This window comes from Psychrobacter sp. UBA6766, assembly GCF_002453355.1.
Classification (GTDB): Bacteria; Pseudomonadota; Gammaproteobacteria; order Pseudomonadales; family Moraxellaceae; genus Psychrobacter.
In genome coordinates this window covers 13,618-30,569 of the sequence record NZ_DKGQ01000022.1, presented here as the reverse complement: position 1 = coordinate 30,569, position 16,952 = coordinate 13,618, and the positions used below count along the sequence as shown (strand labels likewise).

Below are 16,952 nucleotides of genomic sequence, written 5' to 3'. Positions count from 1 at the left end.
TATTTTATGTGTGGTATTGTTGGTTTTCGCCAAGATCCATCAAGTAACATAGGGATACGTGCTTGTATCACGCAGATGAATGATACCCTCTATCATAGAGGTCCGGATGCTGGCGATAGTTGGCTGGATGAAACGATTGGCTTAGCGCTTGGTCATCGGCGTTTAGCCATTTTGGAGCTGTCAGAAGCAGGCGCACAGCCGATGCATTCTGTGTGTGGACGATATGTGGTTGTGTTTAATGGTGAGATATATAACCATCTGCAACTACGTCAACAGCTTAATCAAGAGGGCTTCTTACTCGAATGGAGGGGTCATTCGGATACCGAAACCATGCTCGCTTGTTTCGTAGCTTGGGGTATAGAAAAAACGCTACAAGCGATGATAGGTATGTTTGCCATTGCTCTATGGGATAAGCAAACAAAACTACTGACTCTAGCTAAGGATAGGATGGGGGAAAAACCTTTATATTGGGGTTGGCAAGATGATAGCTTGTTCTTTAGTTCGGAATTAAAAGCTCTGCAAGCAAATCCTATGTTCAAAGCAGACATCGATCGTGATTCAATTACTTTACTATTGCGTCACAACTGCATTTCTGCTCCTTATAGTATTTATCAAGGCATTAACAAGTTGCGACCTGGCCATTGGTTGCAGCTTCCTTTAGCAGAATTGGAAACAGCTAAGAGAGCAACACCTAAGGCTTATTGGAGTCTTAATGCTGTCGTTGAATCAGGGCTAGAAGCCCCTTTTATTGGCAGTCCAGAGCAAGCGATAGATACTTTAGAATCTACACTTATGGAGAGTATTGGCAGTCAAATGCAATCAGACGTGCCACTTGGTGCTTTTTTAAGCGGTGGTATAGATAGCAGTACAGTAGTCGCCTTAATGCAGGCGCAAAGCGAACGGCCAATTAAGACTTTTACGATTGGTTTTGAGGATGAAGGATATAACGAAGCAACGAATGCAAAAGCTGTGGCCAAGCACATTGGTACTGAACATACTGAGCTTTATATAACCCCTAAAGATGCTTTAGCAGTGATACCGAAATTATCGTCTATATATTATGAGCCATTTTCAGATAGCTCGCAAATTCCAACCTTTTTAGTCAGTCAGTTAGCAAGTCAGCATGTGACAGTTGCCTTAAGTGGTGACGGGGGTGATGAGCTATTTGGAGGTTACAATCGCTACCTCATGGCTCAGCAAGTTTGGAATAAAAATCGTAAACTGCCTAGACCAATGCGACGCTTCGCATCGTCGACACTGACTGCTTTAGCGCCAAATAGTTGGGATGCTATCTTTAAAACCTTCAATCCTATTATACCTGAGCGATTACGGTTGAATGCTCCGGGTGATAAGGCTCACAAACTAGCCGGTGTGCTAAATATTGATAGTGAACAGGAGTTTTACCAGTCATTGACCAGTCAGTGGCAGCACCCTGAAAAATTAGTCATAGGCGCAAAAGAACCTAGTACTTTGATAAGCGACATAAGTTGTTGGCCGCAGACAGATAGTTTTCAACATGCGATGATGGCTATGGATGCACAGACTTATATGGCTGACGATATTTTGGTAAAGGTTGATCGCGCTGCTATGGCTAATAGCTTAGAGACGCGAGTGCCGATGCTCGATCATCGTATTGTTGAATTAGCCTGGAAAATGCCATTGAATTACAAAATACGTCATGGTGAAGGTAAGTGGTTGCTGAAGCAGGTACTATTTCGTCGTGTTCCTCGCCAATTGATTGAGCGGCCCAAAATGGGGTTTAGACTACCTTTACACGATTGGCTGCGTGGTTCATTACGGGATTGGGCTGAAGCATTACTAGATGAAAAGCTGTTACTACAGCAAGGATATTTTTATCCCGCACCCATACGTAGGATGTGGACAGAACATCTGAGCGGTAAATATAATCATCAAGATCAACTATGGAATATATTAATGTTTCAAGCTTGGCTTGAGACACAGTAATTGATATGGAATGATTCATATAGAGAGCAAAATTATAAATATATTTATTATTTTGAATATAAATAGTTATTAGACTACAATCAGCAGGATACCTTTTAAAACATAGCCGTATAAAGCCAGTAGGTTAAATAGAATGTTCCAATAGGCTAATCACAATATTATCTTTGATAATAGCCAAAACAGACATGTCATTTGAATTTTTTATTAAAAATATTGAGACAAACTAATGTCAGACCTAAGTTGGATTTATACGTATGGATTTTTAGGGACCAGACTTTTTGAGTTACCTAGTCTGCTGATATGCGTGTTGCTAATTGTTATTGTTGGATACAAGTTTAAGGTTCCCTCTAACTATCAAGTAGTTCTTGCTTTACATTGTTTGCTGCCTTTTGTTCTAAATGACGTAATGTTCAGTACGTCATACATGGGCGATCAGTTTAGATACTGGGAAGGCGTGAATGCGATAAGATCTGGAGAACTAGGATTGGTCGAGGCATTAATAGGGGGTGACAATGTCTTTCAAGCCAGTGCTATGCTCGCATTGTTGCCATTTCCAGCGCCAGTTTCTCCTATTAGTTTAGGATTCTATAATACTTTTCTCTATATCATTTTGTTCTTCGTTTTGTATGTCAAAAACATTTTCACAAAAGTATCAATATGGTTTTACCTCTTGTTTCCAAGCATGGCTCTATACACAGCGCTAAGCTTGCGAGAAACTCTGATTTTATTTTTTATGGTGCTAACGGTTGTCTATGCGCGTGAGTCTAAGATCTTTAAAAGTATTTTATTTATTACTCCTTTATACTTAATTAAATTCCAGAACTTTTTTATTTTAGGTCCTATTGTTCTAATGTATTTTATTTTCAATGTGGCCAAAAAGGGCATGGGGTTAGCAAAAGCGGTAACTATAAGCCTAATTAGTCTGGCTGGATTGCTGCTTGCTGCTCCGATAGCTATCCCTCAAATTAATCATTTTAGGGCGGCTATGTTTGTAGAAGATGGCGGCAAAGCGGAAGAAATTATGCTTATTTCTGGAGCAGGAGAGTTTGTCGTTGAAGGTTTGACGTCGGGTGTTTACTTCTTGTCTAAACCGTTTTTGTGGGAAGCGAGCGGCTTTCTACCTTTGATTCAGTCATTTGAGAATTTATTTGTACTTGCCATTTTGTTTTTGATAACTCGTAAAGCGTGGTTGAAAAGCCCTGATAATCTTGCTTTTTGGTTGCTATTTATGGCTTTATCCATGTCTGTATATGGCTTAGTGGTATTTAATTATGGAACAGCGGTTCGTTATAGATATCCATTCGTTATGATATATGTCCTGTTCGTATGTGCTGACTGCGACATTCGCACATTACTTTCTAATAAAGAGCGTTCTAATCAAGAGCTTCCAAATAATTCTCCACTCCCTAAAATCAATCAGTAAAAATTCTTAACAATCTCTCTTAAAGGTATAAATATAAATTATTTATGTCCTTCTATTGTAATGCTCAGAAATATTGTCTATATTATATTTATATATGTGAATATAAGAATATAATTTGAGTCGAATTTTAGTTTGCAGTATTAATAGTCATATTTATAGCTATTCTCTTTATACGATTTAAATAACTAAGTTGAAAAATCATGCCTAAGAGAAAAAGGTTTCTAATATTTTCTAACTATTTGCCTCATGTATTGAATTTTAGAGGTAAGCTTTTGGAGTCCGTTGCTCAACTAGGCTATGAGATACATGTCGTTTCTCCTGATTTAGAGAAATATACTGTAGACCATAATGAGCTTATAAATCGTGGATATCATATTCATCAGATTGCTATGCAAAGAACCGGAACGAATCCGGTTAAAGATATAAAGACCTTTATTCATAGTTATCAGCTATTAAATAGCATTAAACCAGAATATATACTCTCTTACACTATAAAGCCTATAGTGTACGGGACATTAGCGGCATGGCTGGCAAGAGTACCCTATCGTTTTGTGTTGATATCAGGATTGGGTTATACCTTTCAGCAAGTAGAAGAAACCAACAAGCGTGGCATTTTACAAAAATTTGTACATGCACTTTACCAACAAGCATTAGCAAAGTCTTCTAAGGTGTTTTTTCAAAACAATGATGACTTAAATTTATTAAAAAAACTAAATATTGTTCAGTCAAACCTTCCAACAGTAGTGGTAAACGGTTCAGGGGTAGATTTAAATGACTTCAATGTATTTCCATTACCTAGAAATGAGTCAGGTAACGTCAAACCTTCTTTTTTGTTGATCGCTAGACTGCTCAAAGATAAAGGAATAGTGGAATATGTTGAAGCATCTAAACAGATAAAGAGAGAATATTCTGATGCCGAATTTCATCTAGTAGGCTCAATAGATGAAAACCCAGCAGCTATTGAGCAAGCACAGTTGGATCAATGGATAGCAAATGGTGACATTATCTATTGGGGTCAGCTTAAAGATGTTCGTCCTGCTATAGCGGCCAGTTCAGTATATGTATTGCCGTCTTATCGCGAGGGCACATCACGCTCTGTGCTAGAGGCCATGTCAATGGGACGGGCTATCATTACGACGGATGCGCCTGGGTGTAGGGAGACGGTAACCACTGGTATAAATGGTTATTTAGTTCCCGTCCAAGCCGTTACTGAGTTAATAGATGCCATGCGTCAGTTCATAGAGTATCCAAATCTTTATGAACAAATGGGGTCGGCCTCTAGAGGTATTGCGGTCGATAAGTATGATGTTAAAAAGGTAAACGCTCATATGATAATGGAGATGGGTTTAGGTTAGATTTTATATCGAAATATATCTCTTAATCATTGTTTTAGGGAATACATAGTCTAATTATTTCTATCTTGGAAGTTACTTTATCTAATACATTCGTTTGCAAGAATTTATATATTTAATATTTATTATATAGAGGAAAAGCATTATAGGTTTGGGTATATCGTGAACTGCTCTACATAGGAGGTTTAAAATGCGTAAAAGGATATTCGACGTGAGCATTGCTCTAGTGGCCTCGATTTTATTGCTGCCTATTTTTATCTTGGTGGCATACAAAGTTAGGAAAAATTTTGGTGCACCTGTGTTATTTCGTCAAGCTCGGTCCGGCCTCAATGGTAAAACATTTAAGATTATTAAATTTCGGACAATGAGTGATGAGAAAGATTCTGAAGGTAATCTCTTGCCTGATGAATATCGTCTGACAGAGTTTGGTAAGCAACTTCGAGCGAGTAGTCTCGATGAGTTACCTCAACTATGGAATGTGCTCAAAGGTGAAATGAGTATAGTAGGGCCGCGTCCTCAGCTTATGGAGTATTTGCCACTATATAGTGAAGAGCAGTTTAAGAGACACTTAGTTCACCCAGGTGTCACTGGTCACGCGCAAGTCAATGGTCGTAATAACATCAGTTGGGAAAAACGCTTTGAGCTGGATATTTGGTATGTTTATAATCGATCACTGTGGTTAGATATTCAAATATTATTTAAAACAGCGAGGATTGTTATTACAAGGCAGGGTATTTGTGCCGAGGGAGAAGCGACAATGAGCCGATTTACGGGTAATAAGCGACGAAGTTATAAAGTCATTAACGCCAGTGTTAGGAGAAGCTTGTTAAGCCGTCGTTATCTAAATAGGCATTTTTCAAAGCGTAATACCCATGTATAGTTCAGTATTAAAAATAAGAGGGATAAGTATCATGCTTTATTAAAAGTGTATTCGCTTATATAAATTATTCCCCACTTATAGAAATGGTTGTATCATTAGCTCTTTATCGCTGGCTCTTTAAAGTGCGCTAGGATTTTTTAGCCCAGACAGGTACAATATCAGTCTCAATTAACAGTCAAAAAGAATTGACTGCGCATAAGACAGGCATGCAAAAACACTGCAGGCGCTGTCTTCATTTTTTATCGTACCCTATTTTTTTATCGCACCCTTTATTGGAGTTACTATGTCAATTGCGTCTATTACGTCAACTGCCCAAGGATCTGCTACCGTTTTGGATGGTAAAGCACTTGCTAAACAAATAGAACAGCAACTGAGAACGCGTGTAGACGCTATCAAAGCTAAGACCGGACGCACCCCAAGCCTAGCGACGATATTAGTCGGTGACGATCCTGCTTCTGCAACTTATGTTCGTATGAAAGGCAACGCTTGTAAGCGTGTCGGCATGGACTCTATCCGTGTTGAGATGCCAAGTGCGACAACGACCGAAGAGCTGATGGCAAAAATAGACGAGCTGAATAATAATCCAGACGTCCATGGTATCTTGCTTCAGCATCCAGTTCCTGCCCATATCGATGAGCGTGCTTGTTTTGAGCAGATTGACTTAGCAAAAGACGTCGATGGCGTGACCTCTCTTGGCTTTGGTCGTATGGCGATGCAGCAATCTGCTTACGGCTCATGTACGCCGCAAGGTATCATGCATTTATTAGAGCATTATAATATTGAGCTGGCAGGCAAAGAGGCGGTGGTCGTTGGTCGCAGTGCTATCTTGGGTAAGCCAATGGCGATGATGTTGTTAAATGCCAACTGTACGGTGACGATTTGCCACTCACGAACGCAAGATCTAGAGTCACATACTAAGCGTGCTGATATCGTGGTTGGGGCAGTGGGTGTACCTGAGCTGATCAAAGCCGATTGGATTAAAGAAGGCGCGGTGGTTATCGATGCAGGTTTCCATCCAACGGATAATGGCGGCGTCGGTGATATTGAATTGCAAGGTGTGGAAAATATTGCCAGTGCTTATACACCAGTTCCGGGCGGCGTTGGCCCCATGACCATTAATACCCTAATTCGCCAAACGGTTGATGCGGCGGAAAAAGCTGCTGGTTATAATATGTAAACCGTTAATAGAGTTTAAATGAAAGTAGTTAAATTTTATTTAAAAGGGCTTCAAATGAAAGCCCTTTTTTTATGTTCAAAACTTGTCTTATAACCATTTAAGTCGCTTAAAGTTGAGATATAAAAAGCTGCACAAAGAAAGGATGACTGCCATAATAACAAGGTAAGAATATTCCCAATGTAGCTCTGGCATAAAGTCAAAGTTCATTCCATAAATCCCTGCAATCGCTGTCGGAACGGCTAAGATACCAGCCCAAGCGGCGAGCTTACGAACGACTTCGTTCTGTCCCATATTGACCATAGCGAGGTAAGTATTCATCACCACGCTAAGCATTTCATTTAAGCCATTAATCGCATCTAAAGAATGCAATAAATGGTCATTGACATCGCGGAAATAGGGTTTAGCAGCGTGAGAAAATGGTGATATTAAGTCACTTTTATCGTGATTGATAAAGTAACTACAAATATCTTGCATGGGCAAAATCACCGCACGCATGTGTACCAGCTGCGATTTTAATTCATACAGGTTTTTTAGCGTCTCTTTATTAAACTCATAAGTGAAAATATTGCGCTCTTGCTCACGTAAATAACTGCCCAAGCGATCGGTAATCGGCATATAGTTATCGACGATAAAATCGAGAATGGCATGCAGGACAAAAATAGGTCCCATGCGAAGTTTTTCTGGTCGCCGATGGCAGTGTTCGCGTACGGGTGCATAAGAGTTCGACGGACCATTACGAATCGTGATCAGATAATTTTTGCCCATAAATATTGCGGTGGTGCCATAACGAATGACATTGTCTTCAAGCTTGGCAGTTCGCAGCACCACGAATATCATATCATTATCGTAGTTCTCAACCTTGGCGCGCTGATGATCAGCAAAGGCATCTTCAATTGCCAATTCGTGCAGCTCAAAAGCATCTCTGACTTTTACCATGGTCTCTAAACTTGGGTCATAAAGACCAAGCCAGATAAATTGACCGCTATTACTTAAAGCGCGACTAACATCATTTAGGCCAATTTTACTGGTTTTTTCGCCCGTTTTACGCGAGTAGGCGTAGCAATTGACCACTTCGTCATCGCTGGATAAGTCGATATCCTCATAGCGTTCAGAGTCGGGATCATAGACGGTCATCGTCTCAATCGTATCCTCTACCGTCGCATCCGCGTCGCCATAAATATAGCTGTCATAGCTATCGTAATTGTCTAAATAAGAGCGCTCATCGGCCATGCTGGCGCCGATAAGGCTGACATTAGAGTCAGGTGTGATACGCGTTGTCGGTTTGACAATCAGGTCATCATCTTGGTTCATACCCTCTCCTTTAGTCTGAAGTTAATATCAAATAAAATAAATATTAATCAAAATAGATTATGACACGCGACTAAAATAATTTTTTTCTGCAAATTACAGTGCCTTGCATTTCAATGCTTTACAGGGCAAAGCGTTTTAGCGTTTCAATATCAACCAAACTCAATAAGCTTTCGTGACAGGCTTCGAGCTTTATTTGCGGGGCAATGTCAAAGTCCAATGCTTCAACCCAGCGTAGCGCACAGATACACCAATAATCACCAGGCTGTAGACCAGCAAAACCGTATTCAGGCAGCGGCGTGATTAAATCATTGCCGCGACTGGCTGAAAAGTTTAAAAATTCACTGGTCATTTTGGCACAAACGGTATGTTGACCAACGTCATGGTTGCCTGTATGACAAAAGCCATTGCGATAATAGCCGGTAATAGGGTCAAAACAACAGCTGGCAAGGGCAGTGCCAAGGACGTTGGTTTGGTTAATAGCAGGATTTGGATGGTAATCAGATGACATAAGACTTTCCGAAATAAAAATAAGATCTAGTGTAACATGAGTCGAGCGTTAAGGCGTTATCAAGCAACAGACAGCAAACGCTTTAAACGGTTTGCATACGGTTTATTAGACGGCTATCTGGCTTGATAAGTAACGAATTTAAGAGGTAATTAGTTTGCGAGCTATTTATAGTCGGTCTAATGTAAAAAAATACAGCGAGGCTGGAAGGAATTTTTTGCAGCCTCTGTCGGCGTAGGTACAGCAAGCCAGAAAACTTTATACCAGTCTCGCGTTAATAAACAATGTATGCATTTTATTTAGCATCGACGATAGTATGAAAAATAATAGATGGCAATTGGGGTCAATTGTCACTAGGCGAAGCTTGACTGCTATGCTAAACTAAAGCATAAAGTGCCTTGATTATTTATCATAGTTTTCTATCGCATAAATTTTAGCGCATAAAGATACTCGTCTTATCATCCTAACTTATACTTATTACTCACCTTTTGCGGTCACCTAGTTTGCTTATAGATAATTGGGTCAGTGATGTTGCGCGTCAAAAATACAAAACGCCTTACATCCCTGCCACTGTAAATATAACTTTTAGTACCGCATCAGGCACGCGTTTTTGGTAAGCGCTACGCCAAACAAGGATTCATTGTGTCTGTCAGTTCTGATTTTGCAAAACCTGCCCTGTCAAATTCTTCAAATCAAGCGGCGACTCAGCCTGCTGATAACCGTGCTGCCGCTAATGGTCTGCCATATCTCAGCAACTTTGCCAGTGACGTTGCCAATAACAGCTGGCTGCTACCTGACGGGGTGGTCGATGTGCTATTTGAAGATGCCCATAAGCAAGAGGTTCTCAGACATCAATTGATTCAGCAGCTTATCAGTCATGGTTATCAATTGGTCAATCCGCCAATGATTGAGTTTACCGAATCTTTATTAAATGACGCTTCAGAAGATTTAAAACGCCAAACCTTTAAAATTATCGATCAGCTGACCGGTCGTTTAATGGGCGTGCGTGCGGATATTACGCCGCAGATTTTACGTATAGACGCCCATCACGGCGGCAGCGGAATTGCGCGTTATTGCTACGCCGGCGATGTAATTCATACGCTGCCTTCTGGACTATTTGGCTCGCGTACGCCGCTTCAGCTCGGTGCTGAAATATTTGGTTGCGCTGACCTTGCAGCAGATTTTGAGCTCATAGATGTGCTGTTTAGCATGGTTAATAGCCTAGAGATGAGCGCTGCGCTCCACATCGATTTGGGTCACGTGGCGATATTTAAGCGTTTGGCGGCATTGGCTGAACTGTCGGATAATGACACCGAGCAATTGATGCAGCTTTATGCCAATAAGAATTTACCCGAGTTAAAACGTGTCTGTCAGCTATTGTCGATGGGTAATGATTTTTACGCATTGGCACGCTTTGGCCATGATATGGCAAAACTGTTAGACACACTGTCAGATACTGCCAAGCAAGACACGCACATTGCCACGGCTGTCGATGAGTTGCATCGTTTAAAAGCACATTTAGAAACGCAGTGGCAGACGCCAGTCAGTATCGATGTGACCGAGCTATCTGGCTATCATTATCATACAGGCATTATCTTTAACGGCTATATCAATAGTGAAACCCAGCCGTTAGTACGTGGCGGGCGCTTTGATGGTATGCAAAGCACAGGACAATTAAGCGCGAAGCAGTCACGTGAAGCGACAGGTTTTAGTATGGATGTCAGCCGTTTGTTGGCGCATACGCAGCTTGAGTCGCCAATTATTGTACTGGTTGATTATGAGGCATTAAAGCAGGCTGAGACTGACCAAGTGCAAATGCAGGGGCTATTACAGCAGGTCACAAGCTTACGTCAGCAAGGCTACCGCGTCACCATGCCACTAACGTTTGATGACCGTCCAGCGGCGATGACGCACCGTTTAAACTTTGTAGATAATGAGTGGCAGCTAGAGACTGTTTAAGCTTAGAAGATATTTAAGTTTAAACGCTATATGTTGAATTCAAAATCTACAGTCGATCCACTATAAAATAAACACAGGGCTACTGGGATAAATTTTGTGTAGCCTCTCCTCTGGAGTGACGAAGTCACACAGCAAGCAAGGAAAATTTATACCAGTAGCAGTCCTAAAAATTGTATTCTTTTTATTTAAGATTCACTATATTTCAAGAAACATCATTAAATGACTGAATGATTAAGGCGCTAAAGAATGTCTTCTAACCATATTTTTTAGCGTAAATTCAGTTCTAAACCGTTATTGCACACACCTCAATACATAAAGGTAAGGATTAATCATGGGTAAGAATGTCGTAGTTTTGGGTAGCCAATGGGGCGATGAAGGTAAAGGTAAAATTGTTGATTTACTGACCGAAAAAGCCTCAGCCGTTGCACGTTTCCAAGGCGGGCATAATGCCGGTCACACCCTAGTTGTCGATGGTAAAACCACCATCCTACATCTCATTCCTTCAGGTATCTTGCGCGAAGGCGTGACCTGCTTTATCGGTAACGGCGTGGTGCTTGCACCTGACGCATTACTAAAAGAGATGAAGGCCCTAGAAGAGAAGAATGTGCCAGTCCGTGAGCGTCTACGTATTTCACCAAACTGTCCATTGATTATGCCTTATCACGTTGCGCTTGATCAAGCACGTGAAGCTAAGCGAGGCACGGGTAAAATTGGTACGACAGGTCGCGGTATTGGACCAGCTTATGAAGACAAAGTTGCGCGCCGTGCGATTAAGCTTGCTGACTTATTCCGTGATGATTTAGAAGAGAAATTACGTAACTTAATTGAATATCATAACTTCCAACTGACGCAGTATTATAAAGTTGACGCCATTGATTTTGATGAAACCTTTAAGCTTTGCCAAGAGTGGCGCGAAGAAATCAAAGGTATGGTTACCGATGTCACCGAAGACCTAAACCAATTACGTCTTGCCGGCAAAAACTTAATGTTCGAAGGTGCGCAAGGTACATTGCTTGATATCGATCACGGTACTTATCCGTTTGTGACCAGCTCAAGCGTCACCGCGGGCGGCGTATCAACTGGTACGGGTATTGGTCCATTGTATTTAGACTATGTATTAGGTATCACCAAAGCTTACACCACGCGTGTTGGCAGTGGCCCTTTCCCAACGGAATTGTTTGATGATGTTGGCGCACATTTGGCCAAAGTTGGTCATGAGTTTGGTGCAACCACTGGTCGCGCGCGCCGCTGTGGTTGGTTCGATGCCGAAGCGTTACGCCGTGCCGTGGTACTAAATTCTATGTCAGGTATCTGCTTGACCAAACTTGACGTGTTAGACGGTCTAGAAGAATTGCTCATCGGCGTCGGTTATAACCTGCCTGAAACAGAATGTGCAGGCGCGCATGATGCAGAGTTCTATGAAGCAGTCACGCCTAAGTATGAGACGATGCAAGGCTGGAGTGAGTCAACCGTTGGTATCACAAGCTATGATGACCTACCAGAAAACGCTAAAAAATATATTAAACGTATCGAAGCGCTCATTGGTTGCCCAGTTGATATCATCTCAACCGGTCCTGACCGTGAAGAAACGATTGTATTACGCGATCCGTATGATGCGTAAATATTAGCTGGCTTTGATTGAATGACAAAACCCTAGTGCTTAGCATTGGGGTTTTTTAGTAGCAACAAATCATAAATATTGGGGCTATAGTAGATAAGCACTATGTTAGACTACTTTTATGAAGATAACCCGTTGTAAACTAAGTAAAAAAGTACAGCGACGACTGTTAGGGTTTTTCACGGCTGAAGTAACCGCTAGAACAGCGGCAGATTTACTCAATATCCAGCCTAACAGTGCCGCGCTTTTTTATCATAAAATAAGACTTGTTATAGATTACCATCTCTCATTAGAAGCTGATGAGCTTTTTTAGGCGTAAGTCAAATTAGATGAAAGTTACTTTGGCAGTGTATGCAAAGGCAAAAGAGGTCGTGGGGCTGCTGGTAAAACCGCTGTATTTGGTATTCTAAAACGAAATGGCAAGGTTTATACCATTGTCGTAGTAGACACCAAACAAAGCACTCTAATGCCCGTTATCAAGCGTAAAATCAAGCCTGACAGCTTTGTTTATACTGATAGCTATCGAAGTTATAATGCATTAGATGTGAGCGAGTTTAAATATTTTAGAGTCAATCACTCTAAAGAGTTCACTTGCGGTAAAAACAATCACATCAATGGCATTGAGAACTTCTGGAACCAGTCTAAACGAACACTCAGAAAATATAATGGGATTGGTAAAAAGAACTTCCCTCTATTTTTAAAAGAGTGCGAGTTTAGATTCAACTATGGGTCACCGTCTCATCAGCTTAAAACCTTGAGAAAATGGTGTGATATTTAATCTTTATCTACTACAGCCCCTAAATATTTGTTAAATGAGCGGCAAATTTTGGCTCTATGCAAGCCAATTTTCTAAATTAACCCTATCATTTATAACCTCAATCATTATATTGACATACTCCCATACTTTCACAAAGCTCAAGTGCGGGATTCTAAAAGCATAAGCTCTTAGGCGACTTTCTCACGACCGTCACAAGTTTTCTGTTTCAAAGGGCGACCTTTACCGCGTCCTCCCTCCGCAGACAACACGGCATGTCCTGCCGCGAGTATATTACGAGCCGCATTAACATCTGCGCTCGCAATATATGTGCATTTGACGCACTCAAACCTAGCTTGGGTTTGTCTATTCTCTTTTGCAACATGCTTGCATTCAAAGCAGGTTTGGCTGGTGTGGCGTGGGTTTACTTTAATAAGCAACCCACTTTGCCATTGCTGTTTGTACTCAAGCATATTAACCATCATGCCCCAGCCTTGATCTAAGATAGATTTGTTCAATCCTGACTTGGCTTTGACATGACTGCCTTTTTTCTTCATCGATCCGCTTGCAGATTTCGACATATTGGCGACTTTTAAATCTTCACAGACAATCATGGCGTGGTTTTTGCTGATGCTGGTAGTGATTTTATGCAAGTAGTCATGGCGAATGTCGGCGATGTGCTGATGAAGTTTTTGAATCTTACGGTTTTGCTTTTTCCAGTTTTGGCTGAACAGCAGCTTTTTACTTAGTCGGCGCTGTAATTTAGCAAGTTTGATTTGATTGGTTTTAAAGCTGTTCTTAGGTTGGATGTACTCACCATTTGAGAGGGTAAGTAGCTTAGTAATACCCATATCTAAGCCAATGGCGCTTTTCGAGGGGTGAATTGGTTTTTGCGATAATATACTTTCGCATCCAAACGACACGTACCAGCGCCCTGATTTTTTGCTGATGGTGATGTTTTTAATGGTGCCGATAATGTCTTGCGATTTTCTGAACTTCACAAAGCCAACACCGTTTGGTAGTTTGACGCGCTTGCCTTCAACACGGCAATACTTATCAAACTGAACCAAGCGAATTGAGTCGCGGCCATCTGATTTACGCTTAAAGCGTGGCATAATTGGGCGTAGTTGAATTTCTGTGCCGTCAGCCAATGTAAAGAATTTAGGCTTTTTAGGTTTTCTCTTGTTTTCTTTGAGCCTTGCATGAGTTTTAGGATCAAAAAACCGCGACCAAGCCGATGCTAAGTCACGAACCTTTTGTTGTAAAGACACCGCATTGGCGTGGGTTTTTAAGAAATCAAAAGCAGGATTGGCTTTAATATCCATGATTTTATTAACCAAGTTGGTGGCACTAATAAATTCATTTTTAGCAAACATTTCAAACGACATCGCTAGCATTTGATTCCAAACAAAACGTGCAGAGCCGACAAGATTATTTAGAATAATTTCCTGCTCTACATTAGGCTCAAGCCTAAATTTATACGCTTTGTTGATTTTCATAACGCCAATTCATTTTTTTTGATATAATATAAACTCTAAAGTTTATAATAATTTATTTCAATATATTATTTGTGTAAAGATATAATAAACAAAGCGCTAGGCGAAATTCACTTCCACCCTAACATCAGGTGGAGTCCTTTTTCACGTTTTGATAAGCAACAATCCTGTGTTGGCATCCATTTGCTTGACTTTATATTTTCATATTGATAAATCATGAGTCATTTCAATAAGGACCAGCCAACATGGTGGTCAGAAATAAAATAATCCCTTTACTATTTCATTTCTTATTTTAATTTTTCAATCCCTCATTTATTAGGAGTTTTTATGGCTATCGAACGCACTTTATCTATCATCAAACCTGACGCTGTTGCTGGTAACCACATCGGCGCTATCTACGACCGTTTCGAAAAAGCGGGTCTAAAAATTGTTGCAGCAAAAATGCTCCAACTTGATGATGAAAAAGCAGGTGGTTTCTACGCTGAGCACGCTGAGCGTCCATTTTACAACGATCTAAAATCTTTTATGATGTCAGGTCCAGTATTGGTATCAGTACTAGAAGGCGAAAATGCAATCGCTAAACACCGTGAAATCATGGGCGCGACTAATCCAAAAGAAGCTGCTGAAGGCACTATCCGTGCTGATTTCGCTAGCAGCATCGATGAAAACGCCGTCCATGGTTCAGATTCAGCGGATTCAGCAGCCCGTGAAATCAGCTACTTCTTCAATGAAGATGAAGTTTGTTCCCGTACGCGTTAATAGCAGTTTTTATTAATAACTACTCATATCAATAATAGTGCTTATTAATAAGTAATGTAGCAAGACGGCTTATATCTTAAGGTATAAGCCGTTTTAGCTATTATAAATTTTGATGTTTCGCTCCGATTCATCGAAATGACGCATTGAAGTTTCTAGGCACTTGCCTCATTATTAGTGTTACTGAGCATTATCAATCCCTTATCAGCATGTTTTTATTAGGTTTTTATAAATTCCAAGTATCATAAACACATCGTTAAAAAATACGCTCATAACGGATTGCCAATGCATTCATAAATTGAGTCCGTCTAGCAACGCCCATCTCAACAATTGCAGCATTTATCTAAAAGCCTGCAAAAAGGTTACCTACTATGTCCACTTCTCAAACCCCTGTCCAACATATCCCAGCACAGACTACTAAAAATCCAACAAAGCCTGCGAAGAGCATTAAGCTGGTCGATGAAGCGCAAGCAAAAACCAATCTACTCGGCATGACGCAAGCGCAATTGGCCGATTATTTTAAAAGTATTGGCGAAAAGCCATTTCGTGCGACACAGGTCATTAAATGGATTTATCAACATGGCGTGACAGATTTTGAGCAGATGACTAATTTAAGCAAGTCCTTGCGTGATAAATTATCTGCCAACGCTTGTGTTACGCCGCCAAAGGTAATTCATCGTCAATATAGCGATGATGGCACGCGTAAATGGGTGTTTGAAGTCACAGGCGGCTCATTGGTTGAGACGGTACTGATTCCAGCCGACGACAGTAAGCTAAATGGTCGTAAAACCTTGTGTATCTCATCGCAAGTCGGCTGTGCACTAGATTGTAGCTTTTGTAGTACGGGTAAACAGGGTTTTGAGCGTGATTTAAGTGCGGCTGAAATCATTGGTCAGTTATGGGTAGCGAATGCCTCTTATATGAGCGATGAACATGACAGTTTGGAGAACGTCGAACATAGTTTATGGGAAAATAACGTCACTAATGTCGTCATGATGGGAATGGGTGAACCGTTATTAAATTATAAACCAGTCGTTGGCTCGATGGAACTGATGCTAAGCGATCACGCTTATGGTTTATCAAAGCGCCGCGTGACGCTATCGACTTCAGGCGTGGTGCCAAAAATGTACCAATTGGCGCAAGATATCGACGTGGCATTAGCGATTTCACTACATGCGCCAAACGATGAGCTACGTAACGAGCTGGTGCCGATTAATAAAAAATACCCGTTAGATGAACTAATTGCTGCGGCCAAAAACTATGTTTATGATGTCAATCCGCGTCATAAAAAGCACGTGACGATTGAATATGTCATGCTTGATGGCGTGAATGATAGCAATGAGCACGCGCATCAATTGGTGGCATTATTAAAGGATTTACCAAGCAAGATTAACCTGATTCCATTTAATCCATTCCCGCATGCGCCGTATGATAAATCGAGCAATAACCGCATTCATGCATTTAGTGATATTTTAAGCCAAGCGGGTTTTGTTTGTACCATTCGTCAAACGCGCGGTGATGATATTGATGCTGCTTGCGGTCAATTGGTCGGACAAGTGGCGGATAGAACGCGACGCTCCGCAGCGTGGCAGCAAAGTATTAAAGATCGAGAAAGTATTTAATACCTTTTTCATTGTCCAAAGTTAGTAAGTCAGGATTAAACTTTTGCTGATTGGCAAGTGAGTAGGTAAGGCAATGAATTGAATTGCTTAACTGTCTTTTTTATCTCACAATGGTAATAAAATGTAGTTACGGG

General features: G+C 40.9%; 12 protein-coding genes and 1 pseudogene. 10 read left to right on the top strand and 3 right to left on the bottom strand.

What is annotated here, in order from left to right; genetic code table 11:
- Nucleotides 1-6: 6 nt before the first annotated feature.
- The 5 genes from asnB to folD all read left to right on the top strand — a co-directional run bounded on the left by asnB (nucleotide 7) and on the right by folD (nucleotide 6,797).
- Nucleotides 7-1,965: an asparagine synthase (glutamine-hydrolyzing) gene (gene asnB / locus B4K26_RS04995; RefSeq protein ID WP_296243919.1), complete on the top strand. Its 1,959-nt coding sequence runs from the start codon at nucleotides 7-9 to the stop codon at nucleotides 1,963-1,965.
- A 226-nt stretch (nucleotides 1,966-2,191) separates the two neighbouring features.
- On the top strand, nucleotides 2,192-3,388 hold the full coding sequence (locus tag B4K26_RS04990) for a hypothetical protein (protein WP_296243918.1): 1,197 nt from the start codon (nucleotides 2,192-2,194) through the stop codon (nucleotides 3,386-3,388).
- A 200-nt stretch (nucleotides 3,389-3,588) separates the two neighbouring features.
- The gene (locus B4K26_RS04985; protein WP_296243917.1) at nucleotides 3,589-4,743 is read left to right on the top strand and encodes a glycosyltransferase family 4 protein; all 1,155 of its coding nucleotides are present in this window, start codon (nucleotides 3,589-3,591) and stop codon (nucleotides 4,741-4,743) included.
- Nucleotides 4,744-4,930: 187 nt separating this feature from the next.
- Entirely contained in the window at nucleotides 4,931-5,620 is a 690-nt protein-coding gene (locus B4K26_RS04980; protein ID WP_296243916.1) for a sugar transferase, read from the top strand.
- A 283-nt stretch (nucleotides 5,621-5,903) separates the two neighbouring features.
- On the top strand, nucleotides 5,904-6,797 hold the full coding sequence (gene folD / locus B4K26_RS04975) for a bifunctional methylenetetrahydrofolate dehydrogenase/methenyltetrahydrofolate cyclohydrolase FolD (protein WP_296243915.1): 894 nt from the start codon (nucleotides 5,904-5,906) through the stop codon (nucleotides 6,795-6,797).
- An 87-nt stretch (nucleotides 6,798-6,884) separates the two neighbouring features.
- On the opposite strand, the gene corA is transcribed toward folD, so the two are convergent.
- Together corA and B4K26_RS04965 are read right to left on the bottom strand one after the other, a co-directional pair.
- The gene (corA, locus tag B4K26_RS04970; RefSeq protein ID WP_296243914.1) at nucleotides 6,885-8,108 is read right to left on the bottom strand and encodes a magnesium/cobalt transporter CorA; all 1,224 of its coding nucleotides are present in this window, start codon (nucleotides 8,106-8,108) and stop codon (nucleotides 6,885-6,887) included.
- A gap of 118 nt (nucleotides 8,109-8,226) precedes the next feature.
- Nucleotides 8,227-8,616 (bottom strand): DUF2237 family protein, encoded by a 390-nt coding sequence (locus tag B4K26_RS04965; RefSeq protein ID WP_201546817.1) that lies wholly within the window; start codon nucleotides 8,614-8,616, stop codon nucleotides 8,227-8,229.
- A 639-nt stretch (nucleotides 8,617-9,255) separates the two neighbouring features.
- Here B4K26_RS04965 and B4K26_RS04960 point away from each other — a divergent pair.
- The 3 genes and pseudogenes from B4K26_RS04960 (at nucleotide 9,256) to B4K26_RS04950 (ending at nucleotide 12,968) form a co-directional block, all read left to right on the top strand.
- The gene (locus B4K26_RS04960) at nucleotides 9,256-10,572 is read left to right on the top strand and encodes an ATP phosphoribosyltransferase regulatory subunit (protein ID WP_296243913.1); all 1,317 of its coding nucleotides are present in this window, start codon (nucleotides 9,256-9,258) and stop codon (nucleotides 10,570-10,572) included.
- A 331-nt stretch (nucleotides 10,573-10,903) separates the two neighbouring features.
- A complete protein-coding gene (locus tag B4K26_RS04955) occupies nucleotides 10,904-12,193 on the top strand; it encodes an adenylosuccinate synthase (RefSeq protein WP_296243912.1) in 1,290 nt (429 codons plus the stop codon).
- A 118-nt stretch (nucleotides 12,194-12,311) separates the two neighbouring features.
- Nucleotides 12,312-12,968: pseudogene (locus tag B4K26_RS04950) on the top strand (IS1595 family transposase).
- Between the two features lie 167 nt (nucleotides 12,969-13,135).
- Here B4K26_RS04950 and B4K26_RS04945 read toward each other — a convergent pair.
- Nucleotides 13,136-14,443, bottom strand: a complete 1,308-nt coding sequence (locus tag B4K26_RS04945; RefSeq protein ID WP_296243911.1) for an RNA-guided endonuclease InsQ/TnpB family protein — start codon at nucleotides 14,441-14,443, stop codon at nucleotides 13,136-13,138.
- A gap of 324 nt (nucleotides 14,444-14,767) precedes the next feature.
- Here B4K26_RS04945 and ndk point away from each other — a divergent pair, with 324 nt between their 5' ends.
- Entirely contained in the window at nucleotides 14,768-15,199 is a 432-nt protein-coding gene (gene ndk, locus B4K26_RS04940) for a nucleoside-diphosphate kinase (RefSeq protein WP_296243910.1), read from the top strand.
- Nucleotides 15,200-15,567: 368 nt separating this feature from the next.
- Nucleotides 15,568-16,818, top strand: coding sequence for a 23S rRNA (adenine(2503)-C(2))-methyltransferase RlmN (rlmN, locus tag B4K26_RS04935; protein ID WP_296243909.1), 1,251 nt, complete (start codon nucleotides 15,568-15,570; stop codon nucleotides 16,816-16,818).
- Nucleotides 16,819-16,952: the final 134 nt, after the last annotated feature.